An 18857-nucleotide genomic window follows, 5' to 3' on the forward strand; every position below is an offset into this window, starting at 1 on the left:
CCTTCGCCGGTCTGACCGTGAAGAAGCTCTACCAGGGTCAGCGCTAACCCATCCCTCCCCTCACAGATCGTCTGAGCAGCTCATGATCGAGATCCCGTCCGACCTCCACCCGGACCTCGTCCCCCTCGTCTTCCTCCTCGGAAACTGGGAAGGCGCGGGCGTCTTCGACTTCCCCGGTGACGAGAAGGCCAATTTCGGCCAGGAAGTCACCTTCTCCCACGACGGCCGGGACTTCCTCGAGTACGTCTCGCGCACCTGGGTGCTCGACAACGAGGGCAAGAAGGTCCGCCCGCTGGAGAGCGAGACCGGTTACTGGCGCGTCGACAAGGACCGCAAGGTCGAGGTCGTCATGATCCGCGACCAGGGCGTCGTCGAGATCTGGTACGGCGAGCTGGCGGACCAGAAGCCGCAGATCGACCTGGTGACGGACGCCGTGGCGCGTACCGCCGCCTCGGGGCCGTACACCGGCGGCAAGCGTCTCTACGGCTACGTCAAGAGCGACCTGATGTGGGTCGGCGAGAAGGCGACCCCGGACGTCGAGCTGCGCCCCTACATGTCGGCGCACCTGAAGAAGGTCGTCGACCCGAGGGAGTGGGCGAAGGACCTCAAGGACCTGCCCGACGACGGAATCGCCTTCTTCAAGTAGGCGAGTTCCACGGGGCGGGACAGGACGACGTACGGCCGGTTGCTCGCCGCGCTGCCTACACTGGGCACGTGGTGAGCACCGACTGGAAAAGCGACCTGCGGCAGCGCGGCTACCGGCTGACGCCCCAGCGCCAGCTCGTCCTGGAGGCCGTGGACGCCCTGGAACACGCGACGCCCGACGACATCCTCGTCGAGGTGCGCAGAACCGCGTCCGGCGTGAACATCTCCACGGTGTACCGGACCCTGGAGCTCCTGGAGGAGCTGGGTCTGGTCAGCCACGCGCATCTGGGGCACGGGGCCCCGACGTACCACCTGGCGGACCGCCACCACCACATCCACCTGGTGTGCCGCGACTGTACGAACGTGATCGAGGCCGACATCGGGATCGCCGCCGACTTCACCGCCAAGCTGCGCGAGACGTTCGGCTTCGAGACGGACATGAAGCACTTCGCGATCTTCGGCCGTTGCGAGAAGTGCGCCGCACAGGCTTCGGCCACCGAGTCGTAGGCTGGCCCTCATGCTGCGACACTCACCGACCAGCCCCTTGTTGTCCCTGCCCGGCGCCGTTTCCGCCGAAGGGCGTGACGAAGGCGTCGCCGCGCACTACGGAGACCTGTTCCGCGAGCAGCGCGCGCTCGCCGGCGGTACCGGTTTCGTCGACCTGTCCCACCGCGGCGTCGTCACCGTCACCGGGGACGACCGGCTCAGCTGGCTGCACCTCCTGGTCACGCAGCACGTCAGCGAGCTTCCGGCCGGCCGGGCCACCGAGGCGCTGATCCTCACCGCGCACGGCCATGTCGAGCACGCGATGTACCTCGTCGACGACGGCGAGACCGTGTGGATGCACGTCGAGCCGGGCACGCAGGGCGATCTCCTCGCGTACCTGGAGTCGATGAAGTTCTTCTACCGGGTGGAGACCGCCGACCGCACCGAGGACTTCGCGGTCGTCCACCTCCCGGCCGGCTCCATCGCCGACGTGCCCGAGGGGGTGGCGGTACGGCAGACTCCGCACGGCCGGGACCTCTTCCTGCCGCGGGGCGAGCTGGAGGCGTACGCCGGGGCCCACGGTCCGGCGGCCGGCATCCTGGCGTACGAGGCGCTGCGCGTCGAGGCGCACCGGCCCCGGCTGGGCTTCGAGACCGACCACCGCACCATCCCGCACGAAGTGGGCTGGATCGGCAGCGCCGTACACCTCCAGAAGGGCTGCTACCGGGGCCAGGAGACCGTCGCCCGGGTCCAGAACCTGGGGAAGCCGCCGCGGCGCCTGGTCTTCCTGCACCTGGACGGCAGCGAGGTCCTGCTGCCGCCGCCCGGTACGCCGGTGCGGCTCGCGGCGGACGGCGAGGAGGGCCGTCAGCTCGGCTTCGTCACCACTTCGGCCCGCCACCACGAGCTGGGGCCGATCGCCCTCGCGCTGGTCAAGCGCAACGTGCCGGTGGACGCGGAGCTGATGGCGGGGAACACGGCCGCGGCGCAGGAAGTCGTTGTGGAGCCGTAGAGCGGTAGAGCGGTAGAGCCGTAGAGCCGTAGCGGTCCTTTTCCGCCTTCTTTTCCGCCTCAGACCTCGATCAGTACCGTGAACGGGCCGTCGTTCGTGAGCGAGACGCGCATCTCCGCTCCGAACCGGCCCGTCTCCACGTGGGCGCCCAGGGTGCGGAGCTGCGCCACGACCTCGTCGACCAGGGGCTCGGCGACGTCGCCGGGGGCCGCGGCGTTCCAGGTCGGGCGGCGGCCCTTGCGGGCGTCCCCGTAGAGGGTGAACTGCGAAATGACCAGAAGTGGCGCATTCACGTCGGAGCAGGATTTCTCGCCCGCAAGGATCCGAACCGACCACAGCTTCCGGGCGAGCTGTGCGGCCTTGTCCGTCGTGTCCTCGTGGGTCACTCCCACCAGCACACACAGCCCTTCGCCGGCGATCTCGCCGACCGTCTGCCCCGCCACGACGACGCTCGCGCCGTCGACTCTCTGCACCACTGCACGCATGTGGACCAATCTATCGGGGGCCGAACGGGCGTAGAGCGCCTGCAGGGTGGCAGTCAGGAGTGGCACGATGCACAGAGGCGGTGCGCGCCGCACCGGTCGAGGGGACGGAACACTTCATGAGCACACCTGGTGCCGGGCAGCCGCCCGGGCCCGTACCTATGCCGATGAGCCGGCTGACGGCTTCCGCTTCCGCTTCCGCCGCACGACCACCGGCGCAGCGGTCCGGCGAGAGTACGGGCAACGTCTTCGCGGCCGACCGCAACAAGCCCGATCTCGCCCTGCTGGGGCTGCCGGAGCTGCGCGCTCTGCGCCGTGACTCGCAGCGCGACGAGGCGGACCTCAGCTATGTGCGGCGTCTGCTGCACGGGCGGATCGACATCCTGCGGGCCGAACTGGCGCGGCGTACGGGGCCGGATTCCCCGGTCGTCGACCGGCTCTCGGAGATCCTCGCGGACGCCCCGTCGCAGCACCGTTCCTCCGCCCGGCACGTCACGCTCTCCACACCGCGCAGCGAGGAGTCCCGGCAGCTGGCCGCCGAGATGCTCGCCGAGGTCGAGCTCTCGGACCTCGGTGCCCGTACGGACGAGGAGCTGCACGCGGCCATGGTGCGGCTCGTCCGCTACGAGCAGCAGGTTTCGCGCCGCCGGCAGCTCCTCCAGCGGACGGCGGACGATTGCAGCGCCGAGATCGCCCGCAGGTACCGTGATGGGGAAGCACAAGTAGACGACCTGCTGACCTGAAGCCGACCTCGAGGCCGTGACCCGGCCGACTCTGCCTCGGGGAGTCGGGTCCTGCCCTCGGAAGGTCGATCCGCATGTCCTCCAGCACCGCTGCCGCCGCCATATCCCCGGTCCTCGCGGAAGTCGTTCGTTCCGGTTTCGTCGAGGGCTGTCATCGGGGCTCGCTCGTCGTCCTGGCGGCGGACGGCAGTGTGGAGCTGGCGGTCGGGGACCCGTACGCCCCGGTCTTCCCGCGCTCCAGCAACAAGCCGATGCAGGCGGCGGCGGTGCTGCGGGCCGGGCTCGGCCTGTCGGGGGAGCGGCTGGCGCTGGCGGCGTCGAGCCACTCGGGGGAGCGGTTCCAGCTGGATCTCGTACGGAAGATGCTGGCGGAGTCCGGATTCACGGAGGCGGACCTCCAGACCCCGCCGGATCTGCCGCTGGACCCGGTGGAGGCGGAGGCGCACCTCGCCGCGGGCGGGGTGCGTGAGCGGATCGCCATGGACTGCTCGGGCAAGCACGCGGCGATGCTGGCGGTGTGCGCACGGAACGGGTGGGACACGGGCACGTACCTGGACCCCGCGCATCCGCTCCAGCGGCTCGTGCTGAAGGTGGTCGAGGAGGCGAGCGGCGAGCGCGTCACGGCGGTCGGGACCGACGGCTGCGGCGCGCCTCTGATGGCGATCAGCCTGGCCGGGCTCGCGCGTGCCTTCCGCGGCTTCGTGCTCGCCGGGGAGGGCACGGCGGAGCGCCGCGTCGCGGACGCGATGCGCGCGCACCCCGAGTACGTCGGGGGCACGCGCCGCTTCGACACCTGGCTGATGCGCGAGGTGCCGGGCACGCTGTCCAAGATGGGCGCCGAGGCGGTGCAGGCGGTGGCCCTGCCGGACGGCCGCGCCTTCGCCTTCAAGATCGACGACGGCGCGACGCGGGCGCACGGGCCGGTGCTGGCCGGGGCGTTGCGGCGGCTCGGCGTGGACGCGCCGGTGGTGGACCGGATCGGGCGGGCGCCGCTGATGGGCGGGGCGGCCGAGGTCGGGGAGGTACGCGCGGCGTTCTGAGGCGGCGGGGAGAGGCCGGGGGCCGCCGGGGGCGGTCGGGAAGCGGGCCGCCGGGGCGACGTCGCGGAGCGCGAAATGCGGGCGACAGCCGGTGGCCGGAGTGCCTAGCGTGGGCGCATGAGTGTCGACGTCCGTACGGTCACCGCGTCCGAGTTCCCCGACTGGCTGCGCGCTCTCGCCACCGGATTCCTCCGCCCGCCCGTCGTTTCGCCGGACGAGGCCGCGGAGCGCCTGCCGCACATGGGCCTGTCGCGGATGCGGGGCGCGTTCGACGCCGGGCGCTGTGTCGCGACGTACCGCTCCTTCGCCCAGGAGCTCACGGTGCCGGGCGGCGCACGGGTGCCGGCGAGCGCGGTGTCGAACGTGACCGTGTCGCCGACGCACCGCCGCCGCGGCCTGCTCAGCCGGATGATGGCCGCGGACCTCGCGGCGGCGAAGGAGCGCGGGGACGTCCTGTCGACGCTGATCGCCGCCGAGTACCCGATCTACGGGCGGTACGGGTTCGGGCCCGCCGCCTCGGTCACCGAGTGGGAGGTCGACGTGGCCCGGGCCGGGCTCGACGCCCGCTGGGCGGGGCCGGACGACGGCGGCGGCCGGATCGACCTGGTCGACGGGGCCGACGTGCGCAAGCTCGGGCCCGTGCTGCACGAGCGTTTCCGGGCGGTGCAGCACGGTGCGGTCAGCCGGGACGAGCGCTGGTGGCAGCTCGGCACGGGGCAGGTGGTGATGTCGTTCCAGCCCTGGACCGAGCCGTTCCACGCCGTCTACCGGTCGGCGCGGGGTGAGGTCGAGGGGCTGATGACCTACCACGCCGACGAGAAGTGGGGCGACGGCAAGCAGCCGCTCAACACCGCGACCGTACGCGACATGGTCGCGGTGTCGCCGGCGGCGGAGCGCGCGCTGTGGCACTTCGTCTGCGCGGTCGACTGGATCACGACGGTACGGTCCGGATACCGCGCCGGCGACGATCTGCTGCCCCTGCTGCTCCCGGACCCCCGGGCGGCCAGGGTCGTCACGCAGGCCGACTTCCTGTGGGTGCGGCTGCTGGACGTCGTACGGGCCCTGGAGGCGCGGACGTACGCGGTGCCCGCCTCGCTCGTCCTTGAGGTGCGCGACACGGCGGGACTGGCCGGCGGGCGGTTCCGGCTGGACGCCTCGGCGGACGGGGCGGTGTGCGCCCCTTCGGCCGGGACGCCCGATCTCACACTGGACGTGAGGGAGCTGGGGGCGCTGTACCTGGGCGAGGAGTCCGCGGTGCGGCTCGTGGCGCTGGGCCGGGTCGCGGAGGAGTCGGCGGGCGCCGCCGCCGTTGCCGACGCCCTGTTCCGTACGCCCAGGCGTCCGTGGTGCCCGGACATCTTCTGACCGGGCGGGCGCGATGTCCGTGGAGCGGTCGCAGCAGTGGTGCGACACGGTCCGGAAAGACGCGGTCCGGAACGACGCGCTCTGGAACACCGTCACGTCGGACCTGACACTCTCCTAGTGACTTCTGACGCGACTCAAACCGAACAGGCGGCATCGGTGATCGAGGAACTGCGGGATCTGATCACGGGTGCGCGATGCGTGCTCTTCGACTTCGACGGCCCCCTCTGCCGGCTCTTCGCGGACCACCGGGCGCACGACGTGGCGGACAACCTGGTCGACCGGCTGGAGAGGCACGGCCGGCCCGTGCCGCTGACGGAGGAGGAACGGGCTTCCGGCGACCCGTACGCCGTCCTGCGGGCCGTGGCACGGGCCCGCCCCGGCAGTGAACTGGTGCGGGCCCTGGAGGAAGAGCTCACCCGCGAGGAGCTCCGGGCCGCCGCCACCGCCCGGCCCACCCCGTACGCCGACCCGCTGGTACGCACCTGGAGCGCGGTCGGCAGCCGTCTCGCGCTCATGACGGACAGCTCCTCGCCGGCGGCGGAGCAGTACCTGGCCGGCCGGGGCCTCGCCGGCTGTTTCGCCCCGCACATCTACGGCCGTACACCCGGCCCGAGCCACCCCGGGCCCGGCCCGGACCGCCTCGGCCGCACCCTCACCGCATGGGGAGCCCGGCCTGCCGAGACCCTGAGGGTCGGCGGTACCCCCTCGGACCTGTTCGCGGCGCGGGAGGCAGGCGTACGGTTCCTCGGCTACGCACGCGACGAGAGGCGGATGCGGCGGCTGCTCGGGGCGGGCGCGGCGGTGGTCGTGGACGATCTGGAGCCGGTGCTCCGGGTGGTGCGGGCGACGGCTCGGGTCTGACGGCCCGGAAGAGCAGCCCGGCTCCGGGCGGGGCTGCCCTGCCCTGCCCCTCGGCGACCGGCCGACGGGTACACACGTGCACGCCCGCGTCGCTGATGACGGTGGAGACCGGTTCGAGCGTGCGCCGCCCACCGCCTCCGGGACGGAGAGCGGGTGCGACCAGTCGCCGTGGGCGAAGCCGCCGTCGCCGCCCTCGCTCCGTCCCGGGCCGCATGCCTCCGGAGTGCGACGCGATCAGCCGGTCCCCGGTCCCGGTCAGCCCGAAGCGGTCGGGGAGGGCGGCGGCGCGGGCGCGTCGATCCGCAGCGGTGTCCGGCGGTGACGCGGGTGCTGGATCCGGGGGTCTTCGATCAGCCGGACGAGCCCGATTCCGAGTTCGTCTTCGGGCTCGAACGGCTGCCGGGCGGGGTCGAGGTGCTGGTGCGGAAGCGGGCGGGGGGTGATCCGGGGTACCTGCGGAGGGTCGGTTCCCCTGCCCGTTCCTTCCCGGCTGTGACATTCCGCGGCTCCCCCGCGTGGGGCTCCGCCCCGGACTCTGCTCCTCGGTCTCCCCCGGACCCCGTCCGGGGGCCCCTGGGGGGGGCTGAATACGCCCGCCGAGCGGGAAAGTCCAGCCCGTCCGGCGATCGAGGGCAGGCCCCAAGGGCGCCCGGGGCCTGGGGCTGCCCCCAGTTCCGGGCAGGGGCGGGCAGGGGAAAGCCCCCGCAGGGTGTGCCCCCCTGTACCGGTCAGACGGCCGGTGCCACCGTGAGCAGCGCCTTGCCCGCCACCGCCCGCGCCTCGATCGCCGTGTGCGCCTCCGCGGCCCGGGCCAGCGGGAACGTGGCCGCGATCACCGGGCGCAGGCGGCCCGCCGCCGCCTCCGCCAGGGCCTTCGCCGACAGTCGCGTGATGTCGGCCGCCCCGTACTGGACCTCGCTGATCCCGCGCAGCGTGATCCCCCGGCGTTCCGCCTCGCCCGCGTCGACGGCCGCGAAGCCGCCGCTGGACGCGCCGTGCGCGGAGACGCGGCCGCCGTCGGCCGTCAACGCGAAGGCCGCCAGGCCCAGTTCGCCGCCCACGCCGTCCAGCAGTACGTCCGCCCCCGCGCCGCCGAGCGCCTCGCGGGCCCGGTCGGTCCAGCCCTCCTCGGAGTAGTCCACGACCGCGTCGGCGCCCAGTTCCCGTACGAGATCCAGCTTCCGCCCGCCGCGCGCCGCCCCGACGACACGCGCCCCGGCCGCACGGGCCATCTGCACCAGAAGCGTTCCCATGCCGCCCGCCGCACCCAGGATCAGTACCCGTTCGCCGGGCCGGATGCCGGCCGCCTCGAGGATGCCGGTGCCGGTGACGCCGTCGTGCGCGAGCGCGGCGGCCTCGCGCAGGCCGAGGCCGTCCGGGACCGGGATCAGCCGGTCGAGCGGGGCGGCGACCTGTTCGGCGTACGTCCCGCGGGTGCCCGCGCCCGCCACGACCCGGCGGCCGGTCCACGCGGGGTCCACGCCGTCGCCCACGGCCAGTACCGTGCCGACGGCCGCGCCGCCCGGCACGTACGGCGGCTCGATGCCGAACTGCGGGCCCCAGCCGCCGCGGATCTGCGTCTCGATGTAGAGGGTGTCGGACACGGCGACTTCGACGACCACCTCGCCAGGGCCGGCCACCGGGTCCGGCAGCTCGGTCGCCACCAGTACCTCCGGGCCGCCGAACTCCGTCACCTGAATCGCGCGCATGGCGTCCACTCCCCACTCCGTCGATGTCTGTGTCCCTGCGTCGACAAGTCTGGGACCTCAAGTTCCGTTGAGGTCAAGCGCGTACGCTTCGTCAACATGAGTGGTTTGCGCGAGCGCAAGAAGCAGCGGACGTACCAGGTGATCTCCGATGCCGCGATCGCCCTCTTCCTGGAGAAGGGTTTCGACAAGGTCTCCGTGGCCGAGGTGGCGGCCGCGGCCGAGATCTCCAAGCCGACGCTGTTCCGGTACTTCCCCGCCAAGGAGGACCTCGCGCTGCACCGGTTCGCCGACCACGTGGACGAGGCGGCCCGGGTGGTGGCCGGCGGGCGTGCGGAGGGGCTCTCGCCACTAGACGCCCTGCACCGGCACTTCCTGGACGGGCTCCACCGGCGCGATCCGGTGACCGGGCTCAGCGACGACGCGGACGTGCTCGCCTTCCACCGGCTGCTGTACGGAACGCCGAGCCTGGTGGCCCGCTTGCACGCGTACGTGAAGCGTTCCGAGGAGGCGCTCGCCGCCGCCCTCGACGGGCCCGACCCCCTCGCTTCGCGGCTCGCGGCCGGTCAGACCGTTGCCGTGCAGCGGATTCTCGCCGAGGAGAACTGGCGCCGGATCGAGGCGGGGGAGAGCGCGGAAGAGGTGCTTCCGGGAGCGGCGGCGGCGGCGGACCTGGCCTTCGGGCAGCTGCGGACCGGGCTCCGGGCGTAAATTGAAGCTTGGTTAAATTCATTACTGAGTTACGTTATCTTGGGTGGATGACGTCACTCCACCATGCCCTCAGCCAGGAACGGACCTTCCACGACCTCTGCCGCGCGGCCCTGGCCCGGATGACCGAAGGCGCCGGCGAACAGGTCGTCACCGGCGAGGACGTCTCCGCCTCCGGTGCCGACGCCGAAGCCCTCGGCTTCCATCTGCGCTCGTACGCGAAGGAGTTGAGGCAGGAGCCCGAGAGCCCGCTCTTCTTCGGGCGGCTGGACCTGGCCGACGGCCGGAGCCACCACATCGGCCGCCGCCGCATCGCCGAACATCCCGCGGACCCGCCGCTGGTCCTCGACTGGCGCGCCCCCGTCTCCCGCACCTTCTACCAGGCGAGCGCGCGCGACCCGCAGGGCGTGGTGGTGCGCCGGCGGTTCGGCTGGGCGCCGGGGAGCAAGGGGGCGTCCGAGGACCTGACCGGACTGGAGGACGAGCGGCTCACGGCGGGGGAGGAGGCCGGCGGTGTGCCGGGGGAGGAGGCGGGCGGTGTGCCGGGGGTGGGAGCCGGCGGCGTACCGGGCAGCGGCATCCTCGCCGCCGAGATCGGGCGCCCCCGCGTCGGCCCGATGCGCGACATCGCCGCCACCATCCAGCCCGAGCAGGACGATCTCGTACGCTCCGGACTCACCGAATCCGTCTGCGTGCAGGGCGCCCCGGGCACCGGCAAGACCGCCGTCGGCCTGCACCGCGCGGCCTACCTCCTCTACACGTACCCGCAGCGCCTCAAGCGGGGCGGCCTGCTGATCCTCGGGCCCAACCGGACCTTCCTCTCGTACATCTCCGAGGTGCTGCCCGCGCTGGGGGAGAGCGGCATCAGGCAGTCGACGGTCGACGACGAGACCGGCCGTCACCCGGTGCGCGCCCGGGACACCCCCGCGGCGGCCGCCGTCAAGCACGACGCCCGGATGGCGGCCGTGCTCCACCGGGCGCTGTACGGGCGGGTGTCGGCGCCCGCCGAGACCGTCGTCGTGCCGGACGGCTCATATCGCCGGCGGATTCCGCTGGGCGAGCTGGAGCGGATCGTCGCGGAGGTGCGGGCCGAGGCACCCCCGTACGCCGTCGGCCGCGAACGCGTCCGCACGCGCGCCGTCCGGGCGCTCCAGCTCCAGGCCGAACGGCGGTCCGGGCCGCCGGGCGACGACTGGCTGCGGCGGATGGGGCGGTCCCGGGCGATCGGGGCGTTCGTCGACTCGGTGTGGCCGAAGGTCCGGCCGGAGGAGATCGTCGCCGCCGTGCTCACCGACCCGTCCGACCCGCTCCTCACCCCGGACGAGCGGCGGGCGATCCGCTGGGCGAAGCCACCGCGCTCGTGGAGGAGCGCCAGGTGGTCGGCCGCCGACCTGGTGCTGATCGACGAGGTCGCCGGACTCGTCGAGCGCCCCGAAAGCTACGGCCACGTCGTCGTCGACGAGGCGCAGGACCTGTCCCCGATGCAGTGCCGGGCGATCGCGCGCCGGGTCGGCTTCGGGTCGGTCACGGTGCTGGGCGACCTCGCGCAGGGCACGACGCCCTGGGCCGCCCGCACCTGGCCCGAACTCCTCGCCCACCTCGGCAGGCCCACGGCCGCCGTCGTCCCGCTGACCACCGGCTTCCGCGTCCCGGCCGCGATCGTGGAGCTGGCGAACCGGCTGCTGGGGGCACTGGACGTCGACGTACCGCCGGGGCGGTCGCTGCGCGCGGACGGGGAGCTGTCGGTGCGCCAGGTGCCGGACGTGGTGGCGGCGACGGTCGACGCGGTACGGGCGGCGCTGGCCCGGGAGGGATCGGTGGGCGTCATCGCGGACGCGGGGCGGGTGGCGGAGCTCAGGGAGGCGCTGGAGGCGGCGGGGCTGGGAGAGACGGTGGGGGCGGCTGGGCTGGAAGAGGCGGTGGGGCCGGGGGAGACGTCCCGGGTGTCCGTGCTGCCCGCCGTGCTCGCCAAGGGCCTCGAATACGACCACGTCGTCGCCGTCGAACCGGCCGAGATCGCCGGAGCCGAGGAGCGGGGCCTGCACCGGCTCTATGTGGTGCTGACGCGGGCGGTCAGCCGCCTCGACGTGCTCCACCGCCTTCCGCTTCCGGCGGAGCTGCGGGCCTGAGCGCCCGCACGGTGTGTCACTGCGGGTGGAGCTGAGTGTCCCGTCTCAAATGATCTGTCCTCGAGTCGGGGGCCTGATCTGCGACGACCAGTTCAGTTGAGACGCGAAGAGGCCGGGAATCTCAGGTGATGCGGTCCCCGACGGGGGGATGTCGGCCGCTGTCTCAGCTGATGTGGTTCGGCTCTGCTGTTTCGAACTGATGCCACGCCTGTGCCGTCAGCTATGCACCCGCTGATTGCCTGCATCCGGCATGGAAGCACTGTGCTGACCTGCCAGCATCCCTCATGACGTGGCAGGTTTCCGGCAGGGGAGGATACGTCGACAGGCCGGGACACCCGGCCTCTGCGGGCTGGGGGGTCAAGATGACCGGACTGAGAGAAGTGACGGCATTCCGGGCCGGGGCAAGGCGGGTCCTGGGACTGCTGATGATCCTGGTGTCCGTGGCCCCGGCGGCGGGCTGCGTCCTCGCGTTCGCTGACTGGCTGCCCGCCAACGTCGCGCGGTACGAGGAGTACCGTGCGGCCGAGCGCTGCGCGGCCGACTCGACGCCGGATGTGTGGTGGGAGGACTGCCTGCGAAAGGTCGAGTTCAACATCGTGGACACGGTGGTCGACCGCGGGGGCAGGAACAGTGCGTACCGGGCGACCGTGGACAGCGAGCGGTTCCAGGGTGAGCTGGACTTCGGCGATCCCGGACCGCTCCTGGAGACGCTCCAGGGGGGCGACAAGGCCGTCGCCACCGTCTGGCGTGGCGACATTGTCGCGCTCGCCAAGGACGGGGTCCGGCAGAAGACCTCCGACGAGCCGCGCGACGAGCCCCAGATGATTGCCGCCGGAGGCGCGGGCCTCGGTCTGCTCACGGTGCTCGGCCTCGCCTTCGGTGCGGCGCGCCTCGTCGCGGCGCGCAACCTCGGCACCTTCACCTGGAGCGGGTCCGGCAAGAGACTGTTCTTTACCAACCTGACAGCCACCTTCGGCGTGGGGCTGCCCGCAGTGTGGCTCGGCATTCCCTGGCAGCTCGTGGCCCCGGCGATCGTGGCGGTCGTGCTGGGTGTGGGCTTCTTCCTCCTGGGCAACCAGCGATCCGCCGAGGCCGACGCGCGATGACCGACCGGTGGGCTACGGCCGAGAAGTCCGCCCCGACCTCACGGCGTCCCTCACCTGACTGCCCATCACCCTGGCACTCATCGCCACGGCATGGGACTGACCTGGTACTCGGGCTGGTGCCCGACGGCCTCCGCTTCCTGGCGGGAACCCTCGGCTTTGCCGTCACAGCCACCGTTCCTCCCGGCGTGGTACGCCCGGCGCTCCGGGAGCATCGATCCGGAAAACGGACCAGATCACCTGAGACCACGAGCGAATCGGACCAGATCACCTGAGACGTGGACCAGATCCCTGGAGACGGGACACTGAGGCGTCGGACGAACTCGGTTGTGACTGTCCCCTGACAGCGGATTTGGATACTTTGTCAGGGGAGTCGGACAGCCAGTATGAGGAAGGAAGACAGCGCGAGGGCCTGCCCATCGGCACCGGCGAGTCATCTGGTCTGATTCACTGCCGGCCCGCTGACGTGCATCACCGGAGAGGCGATGTTCAGAATACGACCGGCGGTTCTCGCCCCTTTGATCATCATTCCCGCCGTGACCATGGTCGTCATAGTTGTTGACGGCACGGCGTTCGAGCCGAACTCACCGGTCTTCCCCTCCGACCCGTGCCCAGCGTCCGCTGCTTCCGGGCGTGGGGTACACCCCACGAGGTACACCGAAGACGCGAAGCCCTATACCGGGCCGGGCCCGCACCCAGTCGATCTTCATTTCCGGATGGGTAGGACCTTGCCCCCTCACTGGACGACCCCCGACAGCGAGCCGTACACCGCTCAGCTGGTCGTTTGCGAGTACGTGGAACCAATCACTCTCACGGACATCAAGTGTGACTACCGGGGATACGGTGAGGTACGGCTGATCCAGGCTCGGGCCACCTACCTGCTGCTCGAAGCGACGACCTCCAAACTGATCACCCGTTTCAAAGTCGAGGGGCAAGGCGTCTGCCCAGCCTCCTTGAACTACTCTCCCGATGGCCGCCCGGGACACGTTCGGGAGAACATGGACCCGGACAAGATCATCAAGGCACTGCGCCCCTATGTCGAAAGCGAGGCCCTCCAGAGGAGCCCGGTTCCGACCGTTTCCGACCTCGCGGAAAATAGAAAATGAAACAGCCCGGCACTACGGGCCGGGGAAGCAACCGTCGTCGAGCTGGCTCGTGGGTGCTCCATCAGTCCCACTTCGGTGACAAGCCGTCCAAGTTCGTTGTCAGAGGACAGTGACGGAAGTGATTTCGGCGTTCATGTGACAGAGCGTGTCCGCCCCGCCGTACCCTGACCGGGTATGACCGGTGGACGCTGGGTAACTGTACGGACACGCACGGCATGATGTACGGCACGTCGGCCGTGACCGGGAGAGCGGTACGGCATGACGGAATCCGTGAACCAGGAATCACGCCCCGAGCTGCCCTCGGAGGCGGACGGCACCGCGCACCTGTTCCGTGCGATCGGCAAACAGATCCGGGTGCTGCGCGAGAACCTCGCCATGAGCCAGAGGGAACTGGCCACGGCGACCCACTGCGGTCTCGACCTCATCTCCGCGATGGAACGGGGCGTACGGACGCCGCAGCCGGAGTTCCTGGACCGGGCCGACGACGCGCTGAAGGCGGGCGGGGTGCTGCGGGCGGCGATTCCGGACGTACGGGAGGCGCAGAAGAAGGCGCGGACGCGGCACCCGGACTGGTACCGGAACTACGCGAAGCTGGAGGCGGAGGCGGTTGAGCTGCACCATTACACGAACCATGTCGTGCATGGCCTGCTCCAGACCGAGGACTACGCCCGCGCGATCTTCTCCCAGCGCCGCCCGCTTCTGAGCGATGAGACTGTTGATAAGCGCGTCGTCGACCGCCTGGCCCGTCAACAGATCCTTGAGCAGTGGCCAACCCCCACCCTCAGCTACGTCATGGAGGAAGCTGTACTCCACCGTCCGATTGGTGGACGGCTCATTCATGAGGGCCAGCTGCGGCAACTCCTGCGCCTGGGAAGGCTGCGAACTGTGGAAATCCAGGTGATGCCCACTGTTCTTGAGGAACATTCGAGCCTGGACGGATCGTTCACCTTGCTAACCCCCAAGGGCCGCCAACAGGTGGCATACACCGAGGTCTACGGTCATCCCCGGTTGATCACGGACGCAGAAGAAGTGCGCGCATTCGCCGATCGTTATGGGATTATCCGGGCTCAGGCTCGCACGCCACGTGACTCGCTGGCCCTGATCGAGAAGATGCTGGGAGAACGATGAACATAGATGAACTCACTTGGTTCAAGTCCAGCTACAGCACCGGTGAAGGCGGCGAATGCCTCGAAGTCGCCTACGACTGGCGCAAGTCGAGCTACAGTGGCGGCGAGGGCGGCCAGTGCGTAGAGGTCGCCGCGCACCCCACCACCATCCACGTCCGTGATTCCAAGGTCACCGACGGTCCGCAGCTCGCGGTCGCCCCGGACTCCTGGGCCGCGTTCGTCTCGTACGCCCGCGCCTGACGCACGCACCGCAAGTGCCCTCACCCTCTGGTGGGGGCATTTCGCTGGGCATATGCGGGAGTTGGGCGCGGTGCTGTACGGTGATCGCGTCATCACGCTTCGTGTCCGTCCGGACACGGGGCGGTCCCCGGCGGTGCTACCAACACCATCCGAGGACCTTCACCTTCGAGGACCAACCAGGAGTCCCGAGGATGCTTCGGCATGCTATCGCGCCCCTTCGGCGCTACACGAAGGCTTCGCACGACGTCGTGCAACATCCGCGTCTGAACAGCGACGCGAAGATCCTGCTTCTGTACGTACAGGGTCTCCCTGAGGGCTCGACCGCAAAGTCCCTCAGCGCGCACGCGGAACGTCTCGGGATCAAGGGCCGGGCGTACCAGAAGGTCAAGCAACTCCTCGGCGCCTGCGGGTTCCTGCACGAGTGGCGGCACCAGAACGAGCGCGGCCGGTGGGTGACCGACCAGCTCCTCGCCAACGTCCGCCTCACCCCCCAGGAGGCGACGGCCGTCCGGGAGGGCGGTCTGCCGAGTACGCACATGCGGACGGTCGGTGAACCGGCTCCTCGGGTGGTCGGTGACTCCCCTCCGGGGGACAACAACGGGGAGAAGAACACTCCCCACCCACCCCCCAAGCCCCAGGAACCAGAAACGGAGGCGAAGGCGGAACCGGAGCCGGAACAGGAACAGGAACAGGAGCCGGAGGCGGAACCGGCCCCTGCCACCGGCGACGCCACCGAAGACCCCGCACGCGCGCTTGCCGAGGGCGTGCTGCTGTCGCTGCGCCAGACGCGGCGCGAACTGCACCTGGGCGAACGCGAGGCCCGTACGCTCTCCGCCGTCGCGGCCGACTGGCTGCGCAGAGGCATCAGCGCGGCGGACCTGCGTCACGCGCTGACCAGCGGACTGCCACCGACCGGTGTCCGCTCCGCCGTGGGCTTCCTGAGGCACCGACTGACCGAGAAAATGCCCCAGGAGCGGACCGCCGTACACCCACCGCACCACACCGCGCCCCGGCAGGAATCCCACCGGCCCAAGCCCCTCATCACCTGCGAGGGCTCCGGCCCCGAACACCTCTTCCGGCCGCTGGACGACGAGACCCAGTGCGGACGCTGCCGCCAGGACGCGGCCTGGGAGGCCCACGCCGCGAAGTACCCGCCCCACGCCTCGGAGCCGGTGCCGGTACCGGTGCCGGTGCCGGTGGCTACGATGTCGTGACGGTTCACGATCCGGTCGCGTACGTACGGTTCCAGGGCACGGTTCTCCGGGCGCGGGGGAACTTTCCCGGGATTCGCCGGCGCCCGCAGTCCGTCCTCGTCCGTCACATGTCCGTACGCCGGAGCCGTACCACCGGAATGTCGCGGCTGGTCTTCTTCTGGTAGCTCTCGTACGGCGCGAAGACGTCCACCAGGTGCGGCCACACCCGGGCCTTCTCCTCGGGGGAGAGGGTCTCGGCGCGGGCCGGGAACCGCTCGGTGCCGACCCGGAGTTGCACGTCGGGGTTGTCCCGGAGGTTCCGGTACCACAGCGGGTGCTCGTCGGAGCCGCCCTTCGACGCCACGATCAGATGGTCGTCGCCGTCGCGCCCGTAGATCAGCACGGTGCGCCGTGTGATGCCGCTGCGCCGCCCGACGTAGTCCAACAGCAGGCACGGCGCGCCCTGCATGGTGGTGCCCTTGGTGCCGCCGGACTCCTCGTACAGCTCGGCCTGTTCGGCCACCCAGCCGCTGGGGCTGAGCTTCACCGCACCGCTGCCGTCGCCGCTGCCGTCGCTGCTGCCGTTTCCGTGTGTCACGTGCGCCGCTCCTTCTCGCCGTATCGCCGTATCGATGTCCCGTCGTACTGCCGGACACCCTCCAGAGTCGCCCCTGGAGCCGCAGGTCGCACAAAATCGCTCGACAGCGGGCGTACGGGCGAAGAACATTCACCCCGATGACACGAACCGATGAGCCTCCCACACCCGACGAGCGCGCCTCGCTCGCCACCTTCCTCGACTACGTCCGCGACACCGCGCGCGCCAAGTGCGACGGCGTCTCGCCGGAGGACGCCCGCAAGGCGCCGCTGCCCGGTTCCCCGCTGATGACCCTGTGCGGGCTCATCAGCCACCTCCGCTGGGTGGAGTACTACTGGTTCCAGGTGGCGTTCCTCGGTGAGGAGGACGAGGGGCCGTGGACGGACGAGGACCCGGACCGGGAGATGCGCATCGCGCTCGACGTGCCCCTGGCCGACCTCCTCTCGGCGTACGAGGCCCAGTGCGCCCGCTACCGCGAGCTTGTGTCCGAGCACGACCTGGACACCGAGGCCAAGCGCGCCGGGCGCAACGGCAAGCACCCCAATCTGCGCTGGATCCTGCTCCACCTGATCGAGGAGACCGCCCGCCACAACGGCCACCTCGACATCCTGCGGGAGCTGGCCGACGGCCGTACCGGCTCGTAGGTCCGCGCGCCGGCACCTTCCTCCGCTTCCGCTTGCACGCACTCGGCCACAACGGCGCGTAACACTTTTGCAAGCATGCGCTTGCAAAAGTTAGCAACCATGGCGCACTATCGGGACATGGCATCGCTCAACGTCGGCAATCTCGGTGAGTACCTGCGCGAGCAGCGGCGCAGCGCGCAGCTGTCGCTGCGGCAGCTCGCCGACGCCGCCGGGGTGTCCAATCCGTACCTCAGCCAGATCGAGCGCGGTCTGCGCAAGCCGAGCGCGGAGATCCTCCAGCAGCTCGCGAAGGCGTTGCGGATCTCCGCCGAGACGCTGTACGTGCAGGCCGGGATCCTCGACGAGCGGGAGCGCGAAGAGCTGGAGACGCGCGCCGTCATACTCGCCGACCCGTCGATCAACGAGCGGCAGAAACAGGTTCTGCTGCAGATCTACGAGTCGTTCCGCAAGGAGAACGCGACGGACGCCGAAGCGGACGTCGTGACGGACGCCCCCGCCGACGACAGCGATACAGGCACACCACCCTCACAGTGAACTGAGATCCGGGAGGACCACAGTCATGGCCATCACCGATGACCTGCGCAAGACCCTCACCGACCCGACCCCCCTCTACTTCGCGGCCGGCACCGCGGACCTCGCCGTACAGCAGGCGAAGAAGGTGCCCGCGCTGATCGAGCAGCTGCGGGCCGAGGCCCCGGCGCGTATCGACGCCGTGCGCAACACCGACCCGAAGACCGTCCAGGACCGGGTGGCCACCCAGGCCAAGGGGGCCCAGGCCACCGTCCAGGCGAAGGTCACCGAGGTGCTCGGCGCGCTCGACACCGACCTGAAGAAGCTGGGCGAGCAGGCGCAGGACCTCGCGCTGCGGAGCGTGGGAGTGGCCGCCGAGTACGTGGTCAAGGCGCGCGAGACGTACGAGAAGGTCGCCGAGCACGGCGAGCAGAGCGTGAAGACCTGGCGCGGCGAGGCGGCCGAGGAGATCAACGAGATCGCCATCGCCGTCGAGCCCTCCCCGGAGACCGGGAAGAAGGCGGACGCGGACGAGCCGAAGGCCGCCGAGGCCAAGGCCGCTCCGGAGAAGAAGCCCACCGCGCGCAAGGTTCCGGCGAAGAAGGCCACCCCGGCCACCCCGGCCGCCGACAAGTAAGGCAAGCCGGGCGGACAGGGCAAGCGGGCGATACGAGAGCGAGCCGGGCACCTTTATGGGTGTCCGGCTCGTTGTCCGGGTACCTTGGCCGCGAGGCGCTCATCCACTCTTAGGCGGTGTACAGCATGTTGCTTTCGGCATTCGGCACTCTGTTGTGGTTGATCAACCTCGCCATGCTCGTCCTCGCCGTGGTGGCGCTGTTCTTCGCCGTGACGGCCCGCGAGGACGCGTACCGCGCCGCCGACAAGCAGACCAAGGTCTTCTGGCTGGTCCTGCTGGGCGTCACGGTCGCCGTGAACCTGTTCGTCCCGATGCTGTTCCTGCAGATCGCCGGTCTGGTCGCGACCATCGTCTTCATGGTCGACGTACGGCCCGCGGTCCGGCAGGTATCGGGCGGCGGCGGTGGCGGCGGCCGCAGGGGCGGCAGCAGCAGCGACGGTCCGTACGGGCCGTACAACGGCGGGCGTTAGGGCGCCAGGGCGTCAGTCACGGCTGCCACGGCTGGAACTGTCCCGGGCCGGCCCG

The 18857-nt window shown here is 70.8% G+C and carries 21 protein-coding genes; 18 read left to right on the forward strand and 3 right to left on the reverse strand.

What is annotated here, in order from left to right:
- The first annotated feature begins 82 nt into the window (after positions 1-82).
- From ACWDZ4_RS24445 to ygfZ, 3 genes are all read left to right on the forward strand, one after another.
- Positions 83-646 (forward strand): FABP family protein, encoded by a 564-nt coding sequence (locus ACWDZ4_RS24445; protein WP_451510521.1) that lies wholly within the window; start codon positions 83-85, stop codon positions 644-646.
- A gap of 68 nt (positions 647-714) precedes the next feature.
- A complete protein-coding gene (locus tag ACWDZ4_RS24450; RefSeq protein WP_451510522.1) occupies positions 715-1152 on the forward strand; it encodes a Fur family transcriptional regulator in 438 nt (145 codons plus the stop codon).
- Between the two features lie 10 nt (positions 1153-1162).
- Positions 1163-2143, forward strand: coding sequence for a CAF17-like 4Fe-4S cluster assembly/insertion protein YgfZ (ygfZ, locus tag ACWDZ4_RS24455; RefSeq protein WP_451510523.1), 981 nt, complete (start codon positions 1163-1165; stop codon positions 2141-2143).
- Between the two features lie 59 nt (positions 2144-2202).
- On the opposite strand, the gene dtd is transcribed toward ygfZ, so the two are convergent.
- Positions 2203-2628 carry a D-aminoacyl-tRNA deacylase gene (dtd, locus tag ACWDZ4_RS24460; protein ID WP_451510524.1) on the reverse strand — a complete coding sequence of 142 codons (426 nt, stop codon included), beginning with the start codon at positions 2626-2628 and terminating at the stop codon, positions 2203-2205.
- A gap of 116 nt (positions 2629-2744) precedes the next feature.
- Between dtd and ACWDZ4_RS24465 the strand changes: the two genes are divergently transcribed.
- From ACWDZ4_RS24465 to ACWDZ4_RS24480, 4 genes are all read left to right on the forward strand, one after another.
- Positions 2745-3368, forward strand: coding sequence for an RsiG family protein (locus ACWDZ4_RS24465; RefSeq protein ID WP_451510525.1), 624 nt, complete (start codon positions 2745-2747; stop codon positions 3366-3368).
- A 74-nt stretch (positions 3369-3442) separates the two neighbouring features.
- Entirely contained in the window at positions 3443-4408 is a 966-nt protein-coding gene (locus ACWDZ4_RS24470; RefSeq protein ID WP_451510526.1) for an asparaginase, read from the forward strand.
- A 117-nt stretch (positions 4409-4525) separates the two neighbouring features.
- Entirely contained in the window at positions 4526-5773 is a 1248-nt protein-coding gene (locus tag ACWDZ4_RS24475; RefSeq protein WP_451510527.1) for a GNAT family N-acetyltransferase, read from the forward strand.
- 117 nt (positions 5774-5890) lie between these two features.
- On the forward strand, positions 5891-6634 hold the full coding sequence (locus tag ACWDZ4_RS24480) for an HAD family hydrolase (RefSeq protein ID WP_451510528.1): 744 nt from the start codon (positions 5891-5893) through the stop codon (positions 6632-6634).
- A 728-nt stretch (positions 6635-7362) separates the two neighbouring features.
- On the opposite strand, the gene ACWDZ4_RS24485 is transcribed toward ACWDZ4_RS24480, so the two are convergent.
- On the reverse strand, positions 7363-8343 hold the full coding sequence (locus tag ACWDZ4_RS24485) for a zinc-binding dehydrogenase (RefSeq protein ID WP_451510529.1): 981 nt from the start codon (positions 8341-8343) through the stop codon (positions 7363-7365).
- Positions 8344-8439: 96 nt separating this feature from the next.
- Between ACWDZ4_RS24485 and ACWDZ4_RS24490 the strand changes: the two genes are divergently transcribed.
- The 7 genes from ACWDZ4_RS24490 to ACWDZ4_RS24520 all read left to right on the forward strand — a co-directional run bounded on the left by ACWDZ4_RS24490 (position 8440) and on the right by ACWDZ4_RS24520 (position 15967).
- On the forward strand, positions 8440-9051 hold the full coding sequence (locus tag ACWDZ4_RS24490) for a TetR family transcriptional regulator (RefSeq protein WP_451510530.1): 612 nt from the start codon (positions 8440-8442) through the stop codon (positions 9049-9051).
- Between the two features lie 47 nt (positions 9052-9098).
- Complete coding sequence (locus ACWDZ4_RS24495) at positions 9099-11177, forward strand: HelD family protein (protein WP_451510531.1); 2079 nt, start codon at positions 9099-9101, stop codon at positions 11175-11177.
- A gap of 362 nt (positions 11178-11539) precedes the next feature.
- Complete coding sequence (locus ACWDZ4_RS24500) at positions 11540-12283, forward strand: hypothetical protein (RefSeq protein WP_451510532.1); 744 nt, start codon at positions 11540-11542, stop codon at positions 12281-12283.
- Between the two features lie 533 nt (positions 12284-12816).
- Positions 12817-13386: a hypothetical protein gene (locus ACWDZ4_RS24505; RefSeq protein WP_451510533.1), complete on the forward strand. Its 570-nt coding sequence runs from the start codon at positions 12817-12819 to the stop codon at positions 13384-13386.
- Between the two features lie 258 nt (positions 13387-13644).
- A complete protein-coding gene (locus ACWDZ4_RS24510) occupies positions 13645-14514 on the forward strand; it encodes a helix-turn-helix domain-containing protein (RefSeq protein ID WP_451510534.1) in 870 nt (289 codons plus the stop codon).
- Positions 14511-14753, forward strand: coding sequence for a DUF397 domain-containing protein (locus ACWDZ4_RS24515; RefSeq protein WP_451510535.1), 243 nt, complete (start codon positions 14511-14513; stop codon positions 14751-14753). Before ACWDZ4_RS24510 ends, ACWDZ4_RS24515 begins: the two co-directional genes overlap by 4 nt.
- A gap of 191 nt (positions 14754-14944) precedes the next feature.
- Complete coding sequence (locus ACWDZ4_RS24520; protein WP_451510536.1) at positions 14945-15967, forward strand: hypothetical protein; 1023 nt, start codon at positions 14945-14947, stop codon at positions 15965-15967.
- A 103-nt stretch (positions 15968-16070) separates the two neighbouring features.
- On the opposite strand, the gene ACWDZ4_RS24525 is transcribed toward ACWDZ4_RS24520, so the two are convergent.
- Complete coding sequence (locus ACWDZ4_RS24525) at positions 16071-16544, reverse strand: nitroreductase family deazaflavin-dependent oxidoreductase (RefSeq protein ID WP_451510537.1); 474 nt, start codon at positions 16542-16544, stop codon at positions 16071-16073.
- Between the two features lie 137 nt (positions 16545-16681).
- On the opposite strand from ACWDZ4_RS24525, the gene ACWDZ4_RS24530 reads away from it, so the two are divergent.
- The 4 genes from ACWDZ4_RS24530 to ACWDZ4_RS24545 all read left to right on the forward strand — a co-directional run bounded on the left by ACWDZ4_RS24530 (position 16682) and on the right by ACWDZ4_RS24545 (position 18802).
- The gene (locus ACWDZ4_RS24530; protein WP_451510538.1) at positions 16682-17185 is read left to right on the forward strand and encodes a DinB family protein; all 504 of its coding nucleotides are present in this window, start codon (positions 16682-16684) and stop codon (positions 17183-17185) included.
- A gap of 117 nt (positions 17186-17302) precedes the next feature.
- The gene (locus ACWDZ4_RS24535; protein ID WP_451510539.1) at positions 17303-17719 is read left to right on the forward strand and encodes a helix-turn-helix domain-containing protein; all 417 of its coding nucleotides are present in this window, start codon (positions 17303-17305) and stop codon (positions 17717-17719) included.
- 25 nt (positions 17720-17744) lie between these two features.
- Positions 17745-18332, forward strand: coding sequence for a hypothetical protein (locus tag ACWDZ4_RS24540; RefSeq protein ID WP_451510540.1), 588 nt, complete (start codon positions 17745-17747; stop codon positions 18330-18332).
- Between the two features lie 125 nt (positions 18333-18457).
- On the forward strand, positions 18458-18802 hold the full coding sequence (locus ACWDZ4_RS24545) for a DUF2516 family protein (RefSeq protein WP_451510541.1): 345 nt from the start codon (positions 18458-18460) through the stop codon (positions 18800-18802).
- The last annotated feature ends 55 nt before the right edge of the window (positions 18803-18857 follow it).

This window comes from Streptomyces sp. NPDC003016, from assembly GCF_053591455.1.

Excerpts from the sequence above, each read along its gene's own strand:
- ACWDZ4_RS24445 (WP_451510521.1), top strand. The coding sequence starts at position 83 with ATGATCGAGATCCCGTCCGACCTCCACCCGGACCTCGTCCCCCTCGTC.
- ygfZ (WP_451510523.1), top strand. The coding sequence starts at position 1,163 with ATGCTGCGACACTCACCGACCAGCCCCTTGTTGTCCCTGCCCGGCGCC.
- dtd (WP_451510524.1), bottom strand. The coding sequence starts at position 2,628 with ATGCGTGCAGTGGTGCAGAGAGTCGACGGCGCGAGCGTCGTCGTGGCG.
- ACWDZ4_RS24465 (WP_451510525.1), top strand. The coding sequence starts at position 2,745 with ATGAGCACACCTGGTGCCGGGCAGCCGCCCGGGCCCGTACCTATGCCG.
- ACWDZ4_RS24470 (WP_451510526.1), top strand. The coding sequence starts at position 3,443 with ATGTCCTCCAGCACCGCTGCCGCCGCCATATCCCCGGTCCTCGCGGAA.
- ACWDZ4_RS24475 (WP_451510527.1), top strand. The coding sequence starts at position 4,526 with ATGAGTGTCGACGTCCGTACGGTCACCGCGTCCGAGTTCCCCGACTGG.
- ACWDZ4_RS24485 (WP_451510529.1), bottom strand. The coding sequence starts at position 8,343 with ATGCGCGCGATTCAGGTGACGGAGTTCGGCGGCCCGGAGGTACTGGTG.
- ACWDZ4_RS24490 (WP_451510530.1), top strand. The coding sequence starts at position 8,440 with ATGAGTGGTTTGCGCGAGCGCAAGAAGCAGCGGACGTACCAGGTGATC.
- ACWDZ4_RS24495 (WP_451510531.1), top strand. The coding sequence starts at position 9,099 with ATGACGTCACTCCACCATGCCCTCAGCCAGGAACGGACCTTCCACGAC.
- ACWDZ4_RS24500 (WP_451510532.1), top strand. The coding sequence starts at position 11,540 with ATGACCGGACTGAGAGAAGTGACGGCATTCCGGGCCGGGGCAAGGCGG.
- ACWDZ4_RS24510 (WP_451510534.1), top strand. The coding sequence starts at position 13,645 with ATGACGGAATCCGTGAACCAGGAATCACGCCCCGAGCTGCCCTCGGAG.
- ACWDZ4_RS24515 (WP_451510535.1), top strand. The coding sequence starts at position 14,511 with ATGAACATAGATGAACTCACTTGGTTCAAGTCCAGCTACAGCACCGGT.
- ACWDZ4_RS24520 (WP_451510536.1), top strand. The coding sequence starts at position 14,945 with ATGCTTCGGCATGCTATCGCGCCCCTTCGGCGCTACACGAAGGCTTCG.
- ACWDZ4_RS24530 (WP_451510538.1), top strand. The coding sequence starts at position 16,682 with ATGACACGAACCGATGAGCCTCCCACACCCGACGAGCGCGCCTCGCTC.
- ACWDZ4_RS24535 (WP_451510539.1), top strand. The coding sequence starts at position 17,303 with ATGGCATCGCTCAACGTCGGCAATCTCGGTGAGTACCTGCGCGAGCAG.
- ACWDZ4_RS24540 (WP_451510540.1), top strand. The coding sequence starts at position 17,745 with ATGGCCATCACCGATGACCTGCGCAAGACCCTCACCGACCCGACCCCC.
- ACWDZ4_RS24545 (WP_451510541.1), top strand. The coding sequence starts at position 18,458 with ATGTTGCTTTCGGCATTCGGCACTCTGTTGTGGTTGATCAACCTCGCC.